Genomic DNA, 19,465 nt, shown 5'->3' on the forward strand with positions numbered 1-19,465 from the left:
TGCCATGGACATCTCCCGGATCGACGCCGCCGATGACCCTCGGCTCGCCGACTACCGTGACCTCACCGACGTCGCGCTGCGACGCGTGCGGGAGCCGGAGGGCGGCCTGTACATCGCCGAGTCCGCGAAGGTGCTCCGTCGGGCGCTGAGCGCCGGCCACCGGCCGCGCTCCGTGCTGGTGCAGGAGAAATGGCTCGACGAAGTGACGGCGCTCCTCGAAGAGGCGGATGCGGTCGACGTGCCGATCTTCGTCGTCCCCGCCGACGTGGCGGAGGCCGTGACCGGTTATGCCGTGCACCGGGGCGCACTGGCGGCGATGCACCGACCCGCTCTTCCGTCGGTGGCCGACGTGATCGCCTCGGCGCGCACCGTGCTCGTGCTCGAAGACATCGTCGACCACACCAACGTCGGAGCGGCCTTCCGCGCGGCGGCGGGCCTCGGCGCCGATGCGGTGCTCGTGAGCCCCCGCTGCGCCGACCCGCTCTACCGCCGCAGCGTGCGCGTCAGCATGGGCACCGTCTTCCAGGTGCCGTGGGCGCGGCTGCCGGAGTGGCCGGATGCCGGAGCGGTGCTGCGCGATGCAGGCCTCCACGTGGCGGCGCTCGCCCTCGCCGACGGCGCCGTGCCGTTGGACGCGTTCGCGGCCGCGCGACCCGAGCGAGTGGCGCTGCTGCTCGGTGCCGAGGGCGACGGGCTGTCGAGGCGCGCGCTCGCGGCGGCCGACACCGTCGTGACCATCCCGATGGCCGGCGGGGTGGACTCGCTCAATGTCGCGGCGGCGGCGGCCGTCGCGTTGTGGGCGCTCCGCTAGACCGAGTGACCGCGCGGAGCGTCGAAGTCGGCGCCCGGGGCGAGGGTGACGATCGGCAGGGCGTCGGGGCGCTTGGCGACGATCTCGTCGCCGGAGGACTGCTGGCGGAGGCGTCTCAGCACCCACGGCACGAGGTACTGACGCGCCCAGACGATGTCGTTCCCCCGCGCTTCGCGCCACGTCAGGGACGGGAGAGGATCGGGCTGCATGGGACGCAGATCGTTGGGGACGTTGAGCGCCCGCAGCACCATCCGCGCGACCTCGTGGTGGCCGAGGGAGTTGTAGTGCAGGCGATCGTCGTCGAAGAAGCGCATGTCCTGCACCTCCTTGAGTGCCCACTGATCGGCCACGATGCAGTCGTGACGATCGGCGATCGCGCGGATGTTCTCGTTGTAGATCGCGACACGCCCACGGATGCCGCGGAACACGGGGGTGAAGTCGGTGTCGATGCCCGTGAAGACCACGACCGTCGCGCCCCGGGACGACAGCCGGACGACGGCATCCTCGAACTGTGCCGCCACGGCGTCGGGGTCGCCGCCCGGACGGATCACGTCGTTCCCCCCGGCGGAGAAGGTCACCAGGTCGGGGTTGAGAGCCAGCGCCGGTTCCACCTGATCGGCCACGATCTGCCCGATCAGCTTGCCGCGAACGGCGAGGTTCGCGTACGCGAAGTCGTCCACCTGCGCTCCGAGGACCTCGGCGACCCGGTCGGCCCAGCCGCGGTGCTCACCGGGGGAGCCGGGGATGGGGTCGCCGATGCCCTCCGTGAAGGAGTCGCCGATCGCCACCATGCGCTGCCAGGGATGGGCGACCTCGATCGGCGCGGACGGTGTGCGGTGGTCGTCGTTCGGTGGTTCGTTTCGGCGCATGCTTCTTCCTCGACACAGACAGGCCCCGGTCCGGGGGTCAGGGGGGTCGTTTCGAGGCTACTCCCGCCCGCGAGCGTCTAGGGTGGTCACTCGTGACAGGGGACGAGCAGACGCATTTCGGCAGCTTCGCCGCCGAGCATCTGTCGCCCGCGTTCCCCCAGCGCGCACCGTGGGGGACCGCCCAGAATCTCCGCGCCTGGCAGGCTGAGGCCCTCGAGGCGTACTTCGCGGCCGACGGTCCCGACGGGGTCGGCAACGGACCGCGCGACTTCCTCGCCGCGGCGACACCCGGTGCCGGCAAGACCACGTTCGCACTGCGGCTCGCCTCCGAGCTCCTGCGCCGTGGCGTGGTCGATAGCATCGTCGTGGTCGCTCCCACCGAGCATCTGAAGACACAGTGGGCCGACGCCGCCGCCCGCGTCTCCATCCGCCTCGACCCGCGCTTCAGCAATCGCCACCACGCGCCCGCCCGGCACTATCACGGGGTGGCGGTGACGTATGCGCAGGTCGCGGTGAAGGCGTCGGTGCATCAGCGACTCGTGATGGACGCCCGCACACTCGTCATCCTCGACGAGGTGCACCACGGCGGCGATGCGCTCAGCTGGGGGGAGGCGCTGCGCGAGGCCTACGGCCGGGCGACTCGTCGCCTGCTCCTGTCGGGAACGCCGTTCCGCAGCGATACCGCCCCCATTCCGTTCGTCGAGTACCACCCGAACGCGAAGGGCATCCGCCTCTCCCGTACCGACTACAACTACGGCTACGGGCGGGCGCTCGCCGACGGCGTCGTGCGTCCGGTGCTCTTCCTCGTCTACGCGGGCAAGATGCGGTGGCGCACGCGCGCGGGAGACGAGCTGGAAGCCCATCTCGGGCAGGACAACACGAAGGACATCACGGCACAGGCGTGGCGCACCGCCCTCGATCCCGAGGGGGACTGGATACCGGCCGTCCTCCAATCCGCCGACCGGCGCTTGAGCGAGGTGCGACAGGACGTGCCGGATGCCGGCGGCCTCGTGATCGCGACCGACCAGACGGCCGCACGCGCCTACGCGGCGATCCTCCGCGACATCACGGGCGAGCAGCCGACCGTCGTCCTCTCCGACGACAAGGCCGCGTCGCGGCGGATCGAGACCTTCGCCCAGTCGACGTCGCGCTGGATGGTCGCGGTGCGCATGGTGTCCGAAGGGGTCGACGTGCCTCGGCTGGCGGTGGGTGTGTACGCCACGAGCGCCTCGACGCCCCTGTTCTTCGCGCAGGCCATCGGTCGATTCGTTCGCGCGCGGCGTCGCGGCGAGACGGCATCCGTCTTCCTGCCGAACGTTCCGCAGCTGCTGAACCTGGCGGGGGAGCTCGAACGTGAACGCGATCACGCGCTCGATCGCGAGACCGACGGCGACGGCGATGGGCTCGACGACGACCTGTTGGACTCCGCAGAGCGCGAGGATTCGGCCTCCGACGCGCTCACCGAGGAGTTCAGCTACCAGGCGCTCGGTTCGGTCGCCCACTTCGACCGCGTGCTCTTCGACGGGAAGGAGTTCGGGCAGCTGGCTGTGCCCGGGACGCCCGAGGAGGAGGAGTTCCTCGGCCTTCCCGGCCTGCTCGAGCCCGAGCACGTCCACGAGCTCCTGATGCAGCGGCAAGCGCGTCAGTCCCGCCACCGTCGGTTGCGCGAGTCGTCGACGTCCGAGGCGGGGAGTGCCCCGGATGCCGGTGACGGACTCCCCGCGCCGCTCCACCGCACTCTGCGCGAGCAGCGGCAGCTCCTCAACAGCCTCGTCGGTTTGTACGCACGTCAGAGCGGCGAGCCGCATGGGTCGGTGCACGCGGAGCTGCGTCGAGTGTGCGGCGGACCGGAGGTCTCGCGTGCCACCGTCGCCCAGCTGCAGGCGCGCATCGAGCTCCTCCGCGCTCGCGTGCGGGCTTGACCGCCCCTGTCCGCTGGCGGCGGTGAACCGCTTCGGAACCCCGAAATGCTGGCAATGTCGCGCTCGGCGACGGTTGGGCCGTGAGGCCGCTCTAGCGTAAGGGGGTGAATTCCCCCGGTTCCCCTGCGTCCGCCACGCCCCGCGACCACCGCCGCTGGGCGCAGTATCTCGTCGACGAACGGAGCGAGGCGCGCGTCTACCGCGAGCTCGCCGACCGGCGCGAGGGTGAAGAACGCGAGATCCTGCTGGCGCTCGCGGATGCCGAGGGCCGCCACGAGGCGCATTGGCTGGAACTCCTCGGAGGAGAGCCGCAGCGACTGCCGGCGCCGAGTGTCGGTTCGCGTCTGCTGGGGTGGATGGCGCGGCGGTTCGGCTCGATCTTCGTGCTCGCCCTCGCCCAGAACGCCGAGTCGCGCTCGCCGTACGACTCCGAGCCCTTCGCGACCTCGCGGATGGCCGCCGACGAGAAGATCCACGGCGAAGTCGTCCGCGGGCTCGCGGCGCGCGGCCGGCGACGCCTGTCGGGCACGTTCCGTGCGGCCGTCTTCGGCGCCAACGACGGTCTCGTCTCGAACCTCGCCCTCGTGATGGGCATCGGCGCGACGGGGGTGGGCGCGCAGTTCGTGCTCTTCAGCGGGATCGCCGGCCTGCTCGCGGGCGCCCTCTCGATGGGGGCGGGGGAGTACGTCTCGGTACGGTCGCAACGCGAGCTGCTCGAGGCCACCGAGCCGAACGACCACGCCGACGACGTGCTGGCGGAGCTCGACATCGACGCGAACGAACTCGCGCTCGTGTACCGCACGCGGGGCATGACCGAGGACGAGGCGCTCGCGCACGCCCGAGAGATCGTGGCCCGCGCGCAGGGGGAAGAGGCGGGCGTCGTGCGGACGCATGAACGCAGCACCGACCACGAGGTCGTCGGCAGCGCGCTGGGCGCCGCCGGGTCGAGCTTCCTCTTCTTCGCGTCGGGCGCCATTATCCCGGTGCTGCCATGGCTCTTCGGTCTCTCGGGCGTCGCCGCGATCGTGCTGGCGCTCGCACTCGTCGGCATCGCGCTCCTCGCGACCGGCGCGACCGTCGGGCTGCTCTCGGGTGCACCGCCCCTGCGCCGGGGGCTGCGCCAGCTGGCGATCGGGTTCGGCGCCGCCGCGATCACCTACATCCTCGGTCTCGTCTTCGGGGTCTCGGTCGGCTGACTCCGGTTCGTCGGGGTCTCCGGAACGTGCTAGGCTCGATCCTCGGTTGGCGACAACCACACACCCATGCGCGGGTGGCGGAATAGGTAGACGCGCTAGCTTGAGGTGCTAGTGCCCGTATAGGGCGTGGGGGTTCAAGTCCCCCCTCGCGCACAGAACGAAAAGGGTCCCGATAGGGGCCCTTTTCGCATTCCCGGATGCTCCCTCGCCGACGGGTGGACGGCGCCGTCTCCGGTAGCGTGGAGCGCATGCCCGAGCCCGTGCAACTGCCCGAGGTCGTCCGCATCGCGCGAGACCTCATCCGGATCGACACCACCAATTGGGGAGAGGGTCGTTCTGCGGGGGAGCGCGAGGCCGCCGAGTACGTCGGCGCCTACCTCGAAGGCCTCGGCCTCGAGCCGGAGTACTTCGAGCCCGTGCCGCGCCGCACGAACCTGTCGGTGCGCGTCCCCGGTCGTGATCGCACCAAGCCCGCCCTCGTCCTGCACGGTCACCTCGATGTCGTGCCCGCCGTCGCAGAGGACTGGAGCGTCGACCCGTTCGGCGGCGAGATCCGCGACGGCATGCTGTGGGGCCGCGGCGCCGTCGACATGAAGGACATGGACGCCATGATCCTGGCATCCCTCGGCACCATCCTCCGAGCAGGTGAGCAGCCGGAACGGGATCTCGTCGTGACGTTCTTCGCCGATGAGGAGAACGGCGGCGTCGAGGGCTCGCAGCTCGTCGTCCGCGAGCGACCGGAATGGTTCGCCGGAGCCACCGAGGCGATCAGCGAGGTCGGCGGCTACTCGATTCCCGTCGGCGACCGGCAGGCCTACCTGCTCCAAGTCGGCGAGAAGGCTCTCGTGTGGCTGCGCCTGCGCGCCCGCGGGGTCGCCGGCCACGGCAGCCGGTTCCACACCGACAACGCGGTCACCCGGCTGGCCGAGGCCGTCGCCGCACTCGGGCGCACCGCCTGGCCCCTTGCGCTCACCGACACGACGCGTCAGACGGTGGCAGGCCTGGCCGATCTCTGCGGAGGCGACCCGAGCGATCCGGATGCCGTCGCCGACAGCACCGGCCCGGCATCCGGGTTCCTCCGGTCGACGCTGCGCACGACGACCAATCCGACGGGCCTCACCGCCGGCTACAAGCACAACGTCATCCCCGACGCCGCGGTCGCCACGATCGACGTGCGCACGCTTCCGGGGCGCGAGGACGAGGTGCTCGCAGAGATCCAGCGCATCGTCGGCGACGACATCGTCGTGGAGATCTCCCATCGCGACATCGGGCTGGAGGTGCCGTTCTCGGGCCCGCTGGTCGAGGCGATGGTCGGCGCCCTGGACCGCCACGATCCCGGCGTGCCGGTGATCCCGTACCTCATGGGTGGCGGCACCGACAACAAGGCGCTCGCGGAGCTCGGCATCGCCGGGTACGGCTTCGCCCCGTTGCGCCTGCCGCGCGAACTCGACTTCACCGGTATGTTCCACGGGGTGGACGAGCGCGTGCCGCTCGACGCGCTCACCTTCGGGCAGCGCGTGCTCACCGACCTTCTCCGCAGCTACTGAGAGGCCCTCATGGGTTCGTTCTTCGACGCGATCATCCTCGGCATCGTGCAGGGGCTCACCGAATTCCTGCCGATCTCCTCGAGCGCTCACCTGCGCATCGTCGGCGAGATCCTGCCCGCGGCTCAGGACCCGGGCGCGACCTTCACGGCGATCACCCAGATCGGCACCGAGCTCGCGGTGCTCGTCTACTTCTGGCACCGCATCGTCCGGATCATCGCGCAGTGGTTCCGCTCGCTCACGGGGCGTGTGCCGCGCAACGACCCTGACGCGCGGATGGGGTGGATCGTGATCCTCGGGACGTTGCCGATCGGCATCCTGGGATTCCTGTTCCAGGACGTGATCCGCGACACGTTCCGCAACCTGTGGCTCGTCGCCATCGTGCTCATCGTGTTCGGTCTGCTGCTGGGCGCGGCCGACGCGCTCGGCAAGCGCGTGCGCACCGAGAAGGACCTCACCTATCCTCACGGTCTGGCCCTCGGTGTCGCGCAGGCGCTGGCGCTGGTTCCCGGTGTCTCGCGCTCCGGCGCGACCACGACGATGGGTCTCGCCCTCGGGTACACGCGACCGGCCGCCGCCGAGGTGGCGTTCCTCCTCGCCGTCCCGGCGGTGTTCGGCAGCGGGCTCTATGAGCTGTACCACGCGATCCGCGAGCCCGGAGCGCAGGTCTTCACGATGGTCGAGACCGCCGTCGCGACCGTCATCGCCTTCGGAGTGGGCCTCGCCGTGATCGCCTTCCTCATGCGCTACCTCAGCCGGGGGAGCTTCCTCCCGTTCGTGCTGTACCGACTTGCGCTGGGCACCGTGCTGATCATCCTGCTCGCGACGGGCGTGATGCAGGCCTACTGAGCTCTCAGCGGCGAGGGTCGTCGCGGCCGGGCTTCTGCGGGCCCTCGCCGCCGCGACGGAGGTACTTCTCGAACTCCTGTGCGATCGCGTCGCCGGAGGCCTCGGGGGAGTCCCACGTGTCGCGCGTCGCCTCGAGCTGATGGATGTACTCCGTCATCTCCTCGTCGTCCGCGGCGGCCGCGTCGATCGAGGCCTCCCACGCGAGCGCTTCCGCCGGAAGCTGACCGCGCTCCACGTCGGCGCCCGTCATGTCGGACAGCCGGTCGAGGAGCGCCAGGGTCGCCTTGGGGGAGGGCGTGTGCCCCGCGACGTAGTGGGGAACGCTCGCCCACAGGGCCACGGTGGGGATACCCGCCTCCTCGGCGACGGCTCCCAGCACGCTCAGGATGCCGACGGGGCCCTCGTAGGTGGGGCGCTCCAGCGACAGCGTCGTGCGCAGGGCGTCGTTGTCGCTGCCGGCGAAGATGGAGATCGGGCGGGTGTGCGGCACGTCCGACATCATCGACCCCAGTGCGACGATGCCGGTGATGTCCTCGCTGAGCGCCGCGTCGACGAGTTCCGCCGCGAACGCCTGCCACGCCCGCGCGGGCTCGACGCCGGTCAGCAGCCAGAGCCTCGGGGCTTCGGGATCGCTCCCGGGGAGATGGGGCGGTCGCCAGAGGGTCGCGTCCGGCCAGACCAGCTCGCGTGCACCTTCGGCCGTGAGACGGACGTGCGGGCGCGTGTACTGATAGTCGAAGTACAACTCGGGATCGACGGCGTACACCTGCTCGTAGTCGCGCGTCGTGCGCAGGTGAGCGGCCGCCGCCGAGGCGGCTTCTCCGGCATCGTTCCACCCGTCGAAGGCGATGACGAGTACCCGTTGACCCAGACCGTCCACCCCGCTCCTTCCGTCCGTGCGGCGTTCCCCCACGATACGCCCGCCCGCCCTGACCGGGGCGTCGGCCCGCGGGGATGACGCCCTGCGCTCGTTACGATGGAGACGTGACTCCCGCTCTCCCCGCCGCGGTCCTCTGGGACATGGACGGCACCCTCGTCGATACCGAGCCCTACTGGATCGCTGCGGAGGCGCCCCTCGTCGAACGCTTCGGGGGCACGTGGACGCACGAGCAGGCGCTGCAGATGGTCGGCATGGGGCTGGAGGATGCCGCACGCATTCTGCAGGATGCCGGCGTGCGGATGCCTGTCCACGAGATCATCGACGTCCTCACCACCGAGGTCATGCGGCAGTTGCGTTCCGAGGGTGTGCCGTTCCGGCCGGGTGCCAAGGAGCTCCTCCTCGGTCTGCGGGACGCCGGCATCCCGACGGCGCTCGTCACGATGTCGATGCGGCGGATGGCCACCGAGATCGTCGATCTCATCGAGTTCGAGGCGTTCGATCTGGTCATCGGCGGCGACGACGTGGCCCGGCCCAAGCCGTTCCCCGATCCCTACCTGCAGGCGTGCGAGGCGCTGGGAGTGCGACCCGAGGACGTCGTGGCGATCGAGGATTCGCCGAACGGTCTGCGTTCGTCGCTCGCGGCCGGGATCGCCTCGCTCGGCGTGCCGAACGTGGTCTCGCTGGTCGGAGTGGGGGCACACGAGCTGTGGCCCACGCTCGACGGACGAACCGTCGCCGATCTTGCCGCCTTCCATGCCGCTCACCGCCAGGAGACCCCCGCGTGAACACCGATCTGCGACCGAGCGGCCCGTTCCGCTACGGCGACCGCGTCCAGCTGACGGGACCCAAAGGTCGCCTTCACACGATCACGCTCCGCGACGGCGGCGAGCTCCACACTCATCACGGTGTGCTGAAGCACGCGAGCATCGTCGACCAACCCGACGGCTCTGTCGTCACCAACAGCGGCGGCCACGAGTACCTCGCCCTGCGACCCCTGCTGCGCGACTTCGTCATGTCGATGCCGCGCGGCGCGGCGATCGTGTACCCGAAGGATGCCGCCCAGATCCTCGCCGCGGCGGACATCTTCCCCGGGGCGAGCGTGGTCGAGGCCGGGGTGGGCTCCGGAGCGCTGTCGCTGTGGCTGCTGCGGGCGATCGGTACGGCGGGCCGTCTGGTGTCGTTCGAGCGACGGGAGGAGTTCTCCCAGGTCGCCGAGGCCAACGTTGAGACGTTCCTGGGTCACTACCCCGACACGTGGCAGGTCGTCGTCGGAGACCTCGTGGAGCAGCTGCCGCAGGCGGTGGCCCCGGCATCCGTCGATCGCGTCGTTCTCGACATGCTGGCGCCCTGGGAGTGCATCGACGTCGTCGCCGACGCGCTCACCCCCGGTGGTGTCGTGCTCTGCTACGTCGCCACCGCGACCCAGCTGAGCCGCGTCGCGGAGTATCTCCGCGCGACGGGGCTGTTCACCGATCCCGAGGCGACGGAGACCATGGTGCGGGGCTGGCACGTCGAGGGACTCGCCGTGCGCCCGGACCACCGGATGGTCGCGCACACGGGATTCCTCCTCACCGCCCGACGACTGGCCCCGGGGGCCGTTCCGCCGGACGTCCGCAAGCGTGCGCTCAAGAAGCCGTCGTACGCCGACGAGGACGTCGAGATCTGGACCCCGGGGGCTGTCGGCGACCGGCAGATCACGGACAAGAACCTGCGCAAGCGCGTGCGGGAGGCGCAGCGCGCGGTCGACGGAGCGCGCCGCGCGTCCGAGTCCGGTGGCGCCGACGCCGTAGACTGATCCGGTGCTGCGTCGGATCCCTGCTGCTCTCGCCGTCATCGGCCTGTCCGCCCTCGCCCTCGTGGGCTGCTCGTCATCGGCGCCCGCGGCGTGCGAACGCCCCGATGCCGGTTCGTCCGCTCTGGGGCTGATCGACGCCTCCGGCGCAGAGGGCTCGCCCGCGGTGACGTTGGCCGACCCGGTCTACGTCGACGAGACGTCCTTCGAGGACGTGACCGTCGGCGACGGTCCCGCCGTCACCTCCGACGCGCAGGACGTCGTCTTCTCCGTTGCGATCGCCAACGGCGCGTCGGGTGAGACGCTCATCTCGTCGGGCACCGACGTCCGTCCGGTCTCCGGCTGGGCCGAGCACTATGCGGGCCTGGCAGACATGATGCAGTGCGCCACCGAGGGGTCGCGCATCGTCGGGGCCCTCCCGTTCGACGCCGTCTCGGCCGAGGCGGCCTCGAGCATGGGGCTCACCGAAGGTCAGTCGCTCGCCGTCGTGCTCGACCTGCAGAAGGTCTACCTGCCCGCAGCGAACGGCATCCCGCAGTACAACGACCGACCGGGTATGCCGTCGGTCGTGCTCGCCCCCAGCGGCGCCCCCGGCATCATCGTGCCCGACGCCGCTCCGCCGGCGGAACTGGCCGTCGAGGTGCTCAAGCGCGGCGAAGGCCCCGCGGTCACCGCTGACGACAGCATCCGCATCCACTACACGGGCGTCACGTGGGCCGAGCGCACCGTGTTCGACTCGACATGGGACAAGGGCGCATCGGCGGCCGTGACCCTCGACGGCGTCGTGCCGGGATTCGCCCAGGCGCTCGAGGGTGCGACGGTGGGCTCGCAGCTGCTGGTCGTGATCCCGCCCGACCTCGGATACGGCGAGGAAGGCACCGGGTCCATCCCCGGCAACGCCACTCTCGTCTTCGTGATCGACGTCCTCGGCGTCGACGCGCCCGCCCCCGCGCCTACGGAGTAGTCGCGCCGGAGGTGCCGGTGACCGTCCTAGGATGAGTCGCGTGGCCACCGAATCGACGCGCATCGCACCCGAGGAGCGGCTGGTCAACCTCGTCGTCGCCCTCTTGGCGACCGAACAGGGGCTGACGAAAGACACGATCCTCACCTCCGTCTCGGGGTATCGGGAGCAGAGCGAGGCCGGAGCGGGCAAGGACGCGCTCGAGAAGATGTTCGAGCGCGACAAGGAGAACCTCCGTGGTCTCGGCGTCCCGATCGAGACGATCGGCGATTTCGCCGATCCCGACGACCTCCGCGAGGCGCGCTACCGCATCCCGACGAGTGAGTATGAGCTGCCGGTGGACATCGACTTCACCTCCGCCGAGCTGGCGGTGCTGAATCTCGCCGGAGGCGTCTGGAGCGAGAGCTCCATGTCGTCCCAAGCCCGTAGTGGCTTGCGCAAGATCCGTGCTCTCGGCAACGAGGTTGACGCGCCCATCATCGGGTACTCGCCGCGCATCAGCCTGCATGAGCCGGCGTTCGCCCCGCTGCAGCGCGCCATCGAGCAGGCGCGCGAGGCGGAGTTCGACTATCTGAAGCCCGGCGGAGGCGCCGCGATGCGTCGTCGCGTGCGCCCGCTGGCGCTGCTGGAGTACGAGGGGCGTTGGCACGTGTACGGCTTCGATCGCGACCAGGATGCCATGCGCACCTTCCTTCTGTCGCGCATCTCGTCCGCCGTCCAGGTCACCAAGCGCGGTTTCGATCCCGCGCTGCGCGAGGGCGCGGGGGAGCAGGCGCTTCGGGGACTCCAGGAGGTGGCGGCTCGGCAGCGGGCGCTCGTGGAGGTCGCACCCGGCACGGAGGCTGCGCTGCGGCTGGAGCGCCGTGCGGTCGCCGGCTCCGAGGACGCCCCCCGACAGGGCATCCTCGTGCCTTTCGTCGACGTGCACGTGTTCGCCGACGAACTGGCCTCCTACGGTCCGGAGGTTCGGGTCGTGGAACCTGCGGAGCTGCGTGAGCAGGTCATCGTGCGTTTGGAGCGCACGGTGGCGACCCATCGAGACGGAGACGCTTCATGACCGCGGGCCCCCTGTTGGCGACCGACCGGGCGGCGCTCATCCTGCAACTCGTGCCGTATCTCATCGGCAAGGGCGAGGTATCGCTGGCCGAGGCGGCCGACGAGTTCGACGTGACCGAGGCGCAGATGCGCTCGATGGTCGAGAAGCTCACGGTGATCGGGCTGCCGGGTGACGGCGGCTTCTGGCAGATGGCGAACGACCTCTTCGACATCGACTGGGATCTGTTGGACGAGCACGGCGTCGTCTCGATCACGAACACGGTCGGACTGGAGCGCACGCCGCGTCTCACGGCGCGCGAGGCCGCCGCGCTGCTGGCGGGCCTGCAGCTGGCTGCGACGCTTCCGGGAGTCGGCGACAGCGGTCTCGTGCAGGGGCTGCTGGCCAAGCTCGCACGCGGGGCGTCCGCCGTTCCCGCGGAGGTGATCGTCGCGCCGGAAGCCGTCGACGACGTGCGCGTGGCCGTGGCCGAGGCGCTGCGTGAGGGCGTGGCCGTCTCCTTCACCTACCAGGCCCCCGACGCGCCGATCACGACGCGGACGGTCGATCCGGTCAAGGTCCACATCGCCTCGGGCCAGTGGTACCTGCAGGGCTGGTGTCATCTCCGGCAGGCGGTGCGCACGTTCCACCTCGACCGCGTATCCGACGTCCGCCTCACCGACATCCCGATCACCCACGGCGGCGACCCCGTACCGGGGCTGTTCGCGCCGAGCGATTCGGATGCCGTCGTCGACCTCCGGGTGCGTGCCGCGGTCGTCCCGCTCCTGTCCGACTTCCTCGATCTGTCGACCGTCGCAGGCGAGGGCGAGTTCCGTACCGCGCAGGTACGGGTGGCAGATGAGCGGAGCCTGAAGCGGGTGGCCGCCCGGCACAGCGGCGACGTCGAGGTGCGTGCGCCGGGGGAGGCGCGCCACGCCGTCGCCGCCTGGGCGGAGGCGGGCCTGGCCCAGTACCGCTGACCCGGAGCGGGAGAGCGTTCCGCGTCACTCGGCGGGTTAGACTTGCGGACAAGCTCTGACGAGGGGATGCCATGTCCAACCTGTTTGCCGGTCCTCACCTGTGGATCCTGCTCATCGTCATCCTGCTGCTGTTCGGCGCCGCCAAGCTCCCCGCGCTGGCCAAGAGCATGGGTCAGTCCGCCCGGATCTTCCGCGGTGAGATGAAGGCGATGAAGACCGACGACGCGACGGTCGCCTCCGCGGCCGCCGACGCACCCGTCGCCGAGCCGACGGCATCGGCACCGGCCGATCCGACCGCGGGCGCGGGCGGCGTCGACACACCCAAGCCGTAGCCTCGCGTGGCCACAGTCCAGCGAGCGGACACCGCCGAAGACTCGCCGCGCCGTGACCGGCGCATGTCGCTCGCCGAGCACCTCAAGGAGCTCCGCCGGCGATTCATCATCGCCCTCATCGCGCTCGTCGTGTCCGGCATCCTCGCCTTCTTCCTCACCGACTTCATCATCTGGGCGATGACGGAGCCGATCCGCATGGTCGCGGAGCAGCGCGGCATGGAGGACAAGGTCGGCCTCATGTACCAGACGGTCACGGGGCCGTTCGACATGCGTCTGCGCATCGCGTTTGCGGTGGGCTTCCTGCTGTCCGCCCCGATCTGGATCTGGCAGATCTGGGCCTTCCTCATGCCCGGCCTCACCCGCAAGGAGATCCGCTACACGGTGGGCTTCGTCGCGGCAGCCGTCCCGCTCTTCTTCGCGGGCGTGTACGTCGGCTGGTGGGTGATGCCGCACATCGTCGAGATCATGGCGACCTTCACGCCCGACGGCGCCGCGAACTGGTTCGACAGCAAGTACTACTACGACTTCGTCTTCAAACTCCTCCTCGTCGTCGGGGTCTCGTTCGTCGTCCCCGTCTTCCTCGTCGCGCTGAACCTCGCCGGGGTCATGAGCGGTCGGGCCATCATCAAGGGCTGGCGGGTCGCGGTGATCATCGCGGTCGTTTTCGCGGGCCTTGCGACACCGGCTGCCGACGTGGTCAGCATGCTGCTGCTCGCCGGCATCCTCGTCGTGCTGTTCTTCGCCGCCGCCGGGGTGTCGATGCTCTTCGATCGCCGTCGCGCCAAGCAGGCCGCGAGAGACGGGCTCGTGTGAGCGCAGCGAACGATCCCGCGTCGAGGTTCGCCCGCGCGGAGGCGGCCCGCACGCATCCTGTGACGACCGCATTCGCCGCGGCACAGCGCTTCGACCTCGACCCCTTCCAGATCGCGGGCTGTCACGCGCTCGAGGCGGGACGCAGCGTTCTGGTGGCCGCCCCGACGGGCGCAGGAAAGACCATCGTCGGAGAGTTCGCCATCCACCTGGCCATGCAGGAGCCCGGTGAGAAGGCGTTCTACACGACGCCGATGAAGGCGTTGTCGAACCAGAAGTTCCGTGAGTTGCAGGACGTCTACGGCGAGAGCGAGGTGGGGCTCCTCACCGGCGACACGAACATCAACGGCAGCGCGCGGATCGTCGTGATGACGACGGAAGTCCTGCGCAACATGCTGTACGCCGACTCACCCGCGCTGCGGGGACTCCGCTATGTCGTGATGGACGAAGTGCACTACCTGGCCGACCGTTTCCGCGGAGCCGTCTGGGAAGAGGTGATCATCCACCTGCCGCCCGCCGTCCGGCTCGTGTCGCTCTCGGCGACCGTGTCCAACGCGGAGGAGTTCGGCGACTGGCTCGACACCGTGCGCGGCGACACGGAGGTCATCGTCTCGGAGACGCGCCCCGTTCCCCTCGAACAGCACGTCCTGGTGCGCGGCGACCTGCTGCCGCTCTTCGACGATCGCGCCGGGATCGCGACCGCGCAGGTCAATCAGGAGCTCATGCGCATCCGCTCGGTGAAGGGCGCGAACTTCGACAACAACCGGCGGGTGCAGGAGTTCCGTTCGTCCGGCGGGTACGAAGCGCAGCGAAGGCGACCGAACAAGGGCGGACGCCGGCCGGTGCGCTCCGCCAACGTGCAGCGGATCGAACGAATCGACCGCCCGCAGGTCGTGGAGCTGCTGGGGCGCGCGAACCTGCTTCCGGCGATCTTCTTCATCTTCAGTCGCGCCGGGTGCGACGGGGCGGTGCAGCAGGTGCGTCGCGCCGGCGTGCGGCTGACGACGCGTGAGGAACGCGACGAGGTGCGTCAGATCGTCGACGAGCGCACTCGCACGATCCCCGACGAGGATCTCGCCGTCCTCGGGTTCTGGGAGTGGCGCGACAACCTCGAACGAGGGGTCGCGGCCCATCACGCAGGGCTTCTGCCCGCCTTCAAGGAGATCGTCGAAGAACTCTTCCAGCGCAAACTCGTGAAGGTCGTCTTCGCGACGGAGACGCTCGCGCTCGGGATCAACATGCCGGCCAGGACCGTCGTGCTCGAGAAGCTCGAGAAGTTCAACGGTGAGGCGCGGGTGGCGATCACCGCGGGGGAGTACACCCAGCTCACCGGGCGCGCCGGCCGCCGTGGCATCGATGTCGAGGGCCACGCGGTCATCCAGTGGACCGAGGGTCTCGACCCGCAGGCCGTGGCCGCGCTCGCCTCCCGGCGCACCTATCCGCTGAACTCCAGCTTCCGTCCGACCTACAACATGGCCGTCAATCTCATCGACCAGTTCGGTCGCCCTCGCGCGCGCGAGATCCTCGAGTCCTCTTTCGCGCAGTTCCAGGCCGACCGCGCGGTCGTCGGGCTGGCGCGGCAGGTGAAGGATGCCGAGGAGTCGCTCGCCGGTTACGAGAAGGCGATGGCGTGCGACCGAGGCGACTTCGCGGAGTACGCCGCACTCCGGCGTGAGCTCAGCGACCTAGAGAAGCTGAACCGCGCCGACCGGACGGCGCCGGCGAAGATCCGACAACAGCGGCAGAATCAGATCCAGAGCCTCCGCCGCGCGCTGCAGCGGCATCCGTGTCACACCTGTCCCGACCGCGAGAGTCACGCGCGGTGGGGGGAGCGCTACGGAAAGCTGCGGCGCCAGGCCGACAAGCTGCGTCAGCAGATCGACACCCGCACCGGCACCGTGGCGCGCGTCTTCGACCGTGTCGTCGAGGTGCTCGCCGCGCTCGAGTACGTCACCCCGGACGTCGATGGCGGACTGCGCCTCACTCCCGCCGGTGCGACCATGAAGCGGATCTACGGCGAGAGGGACCTGCTCGTCGCGGAGTCGCTGCGTACCGGCATCTGGACGTCCCTGGATGCGCCGTCGCTCGCCGCTCTCGCCTGCTGCCTGGTCTACGAGCCGCGACGCGACGAAGGCGGCGATCGCGCCCTGCCCCGCGGTGCGTTCCGTGCGGCGCTGAGTGACACGCAGCAGCTCTGGGCAGTGCTCGACGACCTCGAGCGGGATCACCGCCTGCCCGGCTCCGAGCCGGTCGCGGCCGGCCTCGCCCAGGCGATACACTCGTGGGCGCGTGGTGCGGCGCTCGATCGAGTGCTCGCCGAAGCCGACCTCGCGGCCGGCGACTTCGTGCGGTGGACGAAGCAGACGATCGATCTGCTCGATCAGCTGTCGATCGTCGCCGACCCGCCCGTCGCGACCACGGCGCGGCAGGCGCTCGACGCTGTGCGCCGCGGCATCGTGGCGTACTCGGCCGTCTGAGCTCGCCTAGGCTTTTTCCGTGGCTTCCCCCGTGGCTCTCCCTGCATCCGATTCCGATGGTGGGCGCGCGGGCCGCGTGAGCCGCACCGATCGACCGCTCCTGCCGCTGTGGTCGGCCGTCCTCGTCGCCGTCGCCGGGGGCGTCATCCTCGACCTCGCTTTCCCCGACATCGGCTGGTGGCCGCTCGCGTTCGTCGGGGTGATGGCATCCCTCGTGACTCTGGTCGGACGCTCCGCGCCGGGGGCACTGGCCGTGGGAGCCGCGTTCGCGGCCAGCTTCTACCTCGTCCACATCGTCTGGATCACGCGTTATCTCGGTCCCGTGCCGTGGTTCGCGCTCGCGGGGGTGGAGACGATCCTCAGCGCGGTCGGGGCGATCGCGATCGCGCTCGCCTACCGATGGCTTCCCCGGGTCGCGCCCGGGGGCTGGGCGCGCCGTCTCGCTCTGCCCGTACTGGTCGCGGGACTGTGGACGGCCCGCGAGCTGTGGCTCGGCGGGTGGCCGTACACCGGGTTCCCATGGGGCCGCATCGGCATGAGCCAGGCGGAGAGCCCTCTGGCGCACATCGCGTCGTGGGCCGGCGTCAGCGGTCTCACGTTCTTGATGGTCTTCTTCTGTGCAGCCGCCGTCGAGGTGGTGCTCGAGGTCGTTCGCGGGCGGAAGCGGCGCGCCACCGACGCGCCGGAGCGATCCACGTCATTCTCCCCGACACGCCTGCTCCCGGTCGCTGTGGCCGCCCTGCTCCTCGTCCTCACTCCCGCGTTCCCCACGACCGATGCCGGCACGATGCGGGTCGGGGCGGTCCAGGGCAACGGTCCGACGGGATACTTCGACGAGCGCGAGCCGTACGCCGTGCTCCAATCCCAGCTGGATGCCTCGGCGCCCCTGTTCGGTCAGGATGTCGACGTCGTGCTCTGGCCGGAAGGGGGTATCGATGCCGACCCCACTCGCAACGACTCCGTGGCGCGGGTGCTCGATAGGCTCTCCGCCTCACTGGACGCCCCCCTCATCGTCAATGCGGCCACGCAGCGCGGACCCGACACGTTCAACACGTCGATGCTGTGGCAGGCGGGCGCCGACAATCCGGTGGCCTTCCACGACAAGAGCCACCCGGTGCCGATGGGGGAGTATGTCCCGGACCGCTGGTTCTTCGAGAAGCTCGCCCCCGACCTGGTCGGGCTCATCCAACGCGAGTACACCCCCGGTACCAACGCGCCGTTCATGGACGTCGACGGTGTCGGTGTCGGGCTCGCGATCTGCTTCGACGTGATCTACGACGACGTGATCTGGAGCGGGGCGCGGGAGGGCGCCGAGGTCTACATGTTCCAGACGAACAACGCCGACTTCCGTGACACCGACGAGAATCTCCAACAACTGGCGTTCGCGCGCATGCGTGCGATCGAGACGGGACGCGCGGTCGTCAATCTGTCGACGGTTGGCACGAGTCAGGTCATCGCTCCGGACGGTACGACCGTCGACTCCCTTCCGGCAGGCAGAGCGGGCGCGCTCGTGACCGACGTGCCGCTGCGCACGGGGCTCACGCCGGCGGTGCTGTTCGGCGGCGCGATCCAGACGTCGATCGGGGTGGGGAGCCTCGTGGCACTGCTCGCGCTCGGCATCCTGCAGCGGGTGCGGCGACGCACGACGACGCCGACCCCCGTGGTGGAGGCCGGCGTCGTGGATGGTCAGCGAAGCTGACGCACGTGCATCAGGCGGTCAGCCGGGTGGTCCCGTCACCGTCGCCACGCCGCGCGCGCACGAGAGCGAGGCGCTCTTCGAGCAGTTCCTCCAGCTCCGGGATGGTGCGACGCTCCATCAGCATGTCCCAGTGGGTGCGCGGGGTCTTGTCACCGGAGTGATCGACCTCCGCCACGGTGTCACCCGTGCGGAGCACGGCCTCTCCGCCGCAGGTGCGGCACTCCCACGCCTCGGGGGCCTCCGCGTCGGCCGCGAAGGTCATGACGGTCTCTCGTGAGCACTGCGTGCACACGTACGTGAAGTTCGCGCGCTCATGGAAAACGACGCCATCCTCGCTCTGTAGGCTGGATGCGCCGATCCGCATGCCGCGCAGGCTGCGATCTGCCATTGTGTGGTCCTCTCGTCTCCGTCAGGTATAACGCCCTCACCTGTGCGCATCATCCGAACGGGCAGGCGCAGGCGGTCTTTCACAGCCGATGCCCAGCGTCTTCCGAGACTCACCGGGGCGGCGCGGGTTATGGGGGATTGCCCACCTCAGCGTTCGGAGGCGACAGCCTCCACCGCGAGGTCGGCGCGGTCACTCACGAGTCCGTCGACGCCGAGGTCGAGCAGGCGGAGCATGTCGTGCCGGTCGTTCACCGTCCACACGTGCACTTCGGCACCCGCGCCGTGGACGGCATCCACGAGTCGCCGCGTCACGATACGGACGCGACCGTATCGCTCGGGCACCTGCACGGCATCCACACCGGCGAGGGCACGCCGCACGAGCCGAGGCGACCGAGACGTTACGGCGGCCAGCAGCGTCGTGATCACCGCGCGGCCTCCGGAGGTCGCCGGGTCACCGCCGGACGCGCGGGCTGCGGCGAGGGCCCGGCGCCGCCGATCGTCGGAGAAGCTCGTGAGCAGGACGCGGGAGGACTCGCGGGCGACGCCGCGCCCGACGGCATCGGCTGCGGCGGCGGCCTTCACATCGAGGTTGAATCGCAGCGTCGGGAACGCATCGAGCGCCTGGCCGAGTCCGAGGAGGCCGCCGCGGTCCGACATGATCCGTTCCAGCTCGGCGAAGGTGACGGCCGAGACCGGTCGCGGGTCGCCGGCGACCCGCGAGAGATCGTCGTCGTGGAACAGGACCACCTGTCCGTCCACCGTCAGGTGGCAGTCCGACTCCACGTAGGCAGCTCCGGCGGCGTGTGCCGCCGCGAACGCCGCGGCCGTGTTCTCGGCCACGCCCTCCGACCCGGGCGGGACGAAGCCTCGGTGGGCGAGCACGCGCGGAGACGCGGATGCCGCGAACCACGGATGCATGGATA

General features: G+C 70.2%; 18 protein-coding genes and 1 tRNA gene. 15 read left to right on the plus strand and 4 right to left on the minus strand.

Features of this window, described 5'->3' with window-relative positions:
* Positions 1 to 4: 4 nt before the first annotated feature.
* Complete coding sequence (locus tag P0Y48_03330) at positions 5 to 811, plus strand: RNA methyltransferase (protein WEK14259.1); 807 nt, start codon at positions 5 to 7, stop codon at positions 809 to 811.
* Here the strand turns inward: P0Y48_03330 and P0Y48_03335 are convergent.
* On the minus strand, positions 808 to 1,680 hold the full coding sequence (locus P0Y48_03335) for an SGNH/GDSL hydrolase family protein (GenBank protein ID WEK14260.1): 873 nt from the start codon (positions 1,678 to 1,680) through the stop codon (positions 808 to 810). The two genes, P0Y48_03330 and P0Y48_03335, sit on opposite strands and share 4 nt — an antisense overlap.
* A gap of 92 nt (positions 1,681 to 1,772) precedes the next feature.
* Here P0Y48_03335 and P0Y48_03340 point away from each other — a divergent pair, with 92 nt between their 5' ends.
* The 5 genes from P0Y48_03340 (at position 1,773) to P0Y48_03360 (ending at position 7,191) form a co-directional block, all read left to right on the plus strand.
* Positions 1,773 to 3,602 carry a DEAD/DEAH box helicase gene (locus P0Y48_03340; GenBank protein WEK14261.1) on the plus strand — a complete coding sequence of 610 codons (1,830 nt, stop codon included), beginning with the start codon at positions 1,773 to 1,775 and terminating at the stop codon, positions 3,600 to 3,602.
* A 104-nt stretch (positions 3,603 to 3,706) separates the two neighbouring features.
* On the plus strand, positions 3,707 to 4,798 hold the full coding sequence (locus P0Y48_03345) for a VIT1/CCC1 family protein (protein WEK14262.1): 1,092 nt from the start codon (positions 3,707 to 3,709) through the stop codon (positions 4,796 to 4,798).
* 68 nt (positions 4,799 to 4,866) lie between these two features.
* A tRNA-Leu gene (locus P0Y48_03350) sits at positions 4,867 to 4,951 on the plus strand.
* A gap of 95 nt (positions 4,952 to 5,046) precedes the next feature.
* Positions 5,047 to 6,345, plus strand: coding sequence for a M20/M25/M40 family metallo-hydrolase (locus P0Y48_03355; GenBank protein WEK14263.1), 1,299 nt, complete (start codon positions 5,047 to 5,049; stop codon positions 6,343 to 6,345).
* Between the two features lie 9 nt (positions 6,346 to 6,354).
* On the plus strand, positions 6,355 to 7,191 hold the full coding sequence (locus P0Y48_03360) for an undecaprenyl-diphosphate phosphatase (protein WEK14264.1): 837 nt from the start codon (positions 6,355 to 6,357) through the stop codon (positions 7,189 to 7,191).
* A 4-nt stretch (positions 7,192 to 7,195) separates the two neighbouring features.
* Here the strand turns inward: P0Y48_03360 and P0Y48_03365 are convergent, their stop codons facing one another.
* A complete protein-coding gene (locus P0Y48_03365) occupies positions 7,196 to 8,071 on the minus strand; it encodes a PAC2 family protein (protein ID WEK14265.1) in 876 nt (291 codons plus the stop codon).
* Positions 8,072 to 8,175: 104 nt separating this feature from the next.
* On the opposite strand from P0Y48_03365, the gene P0Y48_03370 reads away from it, so the two are divergent.
* The 9 genes from P0Y48_03370 (at position 8,176) to lnt (ending at position 18,155) form a co-directional block, all read left to right on the plus strand.
* Complete coding sequence (locus P0Y48_03370) at positions 8,176 to 8,856, plus strand: HAD family phosphatase (protein WEK14266.1); 681 nt, start codon at positions 8,176 to 8,178, stop codon at positions 8,854 to 8,856.
* A complete protein-coding gene (locus P0Y48_03375) occupies positions 8,853 to 9,866 on the plus strand; it encodes a tRNA (adenine-N1)-methyltransferase (protein WEK14267.1) in 1,014 nt (337 codons plus the stop codon). Before P0Y48_03370 ends, P0Y48_03375 begins: the two co-directional genes overlap by 4 nt.
* Before the next feature lie 4 nt (positions 9,867 to 9,870).
* A complete protein-coding gene (locus tag P0Y48_03380) occupies positions 9,871 to 10,827 on the plus strand; it encodes an FKBP-type peptidyl-prolyl cis-trans isomerase (protein WEK14268.1) in 957 nt (318 codons plus the stop codon).
* Positions 10,828 to 10,867: 40 nt separating this feature from the next.
* A complete protein-coding gene (locus tag P0Y48_03385) occupies positions 10,868 to 11,881 on the plus strand; it encodes a WYL domain-containing protein (protein ID WEK14269.1) in 1,014 nt (337 codons plus the stop codon).
* Complete coding sequence (locus tag P0Y48_03390) at positions 11,878 to 12,837, plus strand: WYL domain-containing protein (protein WEK14270.1); 960 nt, start codon at positions 11,878 to 11,880, stop codon at positions 12,835 to 12,837. Before P0Y48_03385 ends, P0Y48_03390 begins: the two co-directional genes overlap by 4 nt.
* 71 nt (positions 12,838 to 12,908) lie before the next feature.
* On the plus strand, positions 12,909 to 13,169 hold the full coding sequence (locus tag P0Y48_03395; GenBank protein ID WEK14271.1) for a twin-arginine translocase TatA/TatE family subunit: 261 nt from the start codon (positions 12,909 to 12,911) through the stop codon (positions 13,167 to 13,169).
* 63 nt (positions 13,170 to 13,232) lie between these two features.
* Complete coding sequence (gene tatC, locus P0Y48_03400; GenBank protein WEK14996.1) at positions 13,233 to 13,982, plus strand: twin-arginine translocase subunit TatC; 750 nt, start codon at positions 13,233 to 13,235, stop codon at positions 13,980 to 13,982.
* The gene (locus tag P0Y48_03405) at positions 13,979 to 16,456 is read left to right on the plus strand and encodes a DEAD/DEAH box helicase (GenBank protein ID WEK14272.1); all 2,478 of its coding nucleotides are present in this window, start codon (positions 13,979 to 13,981) and stop codon (positions 16,454 to 16,456) included. Before tatC ends, P0Y48_03405 begins: the two co-directional genes overlap by 4 nt.
* 76 nt (positions 16,457 to 16,532) lie before the next feature.
* The gene (lnt, locus tag P0Y48_03410; protein WEK14997.1) at positions 16,533 to 18,155 is read left to right on the plus strand and encodes an apolipoprotein N-acyltransferase; all 1,623 of its coding nucleotides are present in this window, start codon (positions 16,533 to 16,535) and stop codon (positions 18,153 to 18,155) included.
* Positions 18,156 to 18,165: 10 nt separating this feature from the next.
* Here lnt and P0Y48_03415 read toward each other — a convergent pair whose 3' ends face one another.
* Together P0Y48_03415 and P0Y48_03420 are read right to left on the minus strand one after the other, a co-directional pair.
* Positions 18,166 to 18,543, minus strand: coding sequence for an RNA polymerase-binding protein RbpA (locus tag P0Y48_03415; protein WEK14273.1), 378 nt, complete (start codon positions 18,541 to 18,543; stop codon positions 18,166 to 18,168).
* Between the two features lie 146 nt (positions 18,544 to 18,689).
* Positions 18,690 to 19,460, minus strand: coding sequence for a glycerophosphodiester phosphodiesterase family protein (locus tag P0Y48_03420; protein ID WEK14274.1), 771 nt, complete (start codon positions 19,458 to 19,460; stop codon positions 18,690 to 18,692).
* Positions 19,461 to 19,465 lie beyond the last annotated feature (5 nt).

It is taken from the genome of Candidatus Microbacterium phytovorans (assembly GCA_029202445.1).
Taxonomy (GTDB): domain Bacteria; phylum Actinomycetota; class Actinomycetes; order Actinomycetales; family Microbacteriaceae; genus Microbacterium; species Microbacterium phytovorans.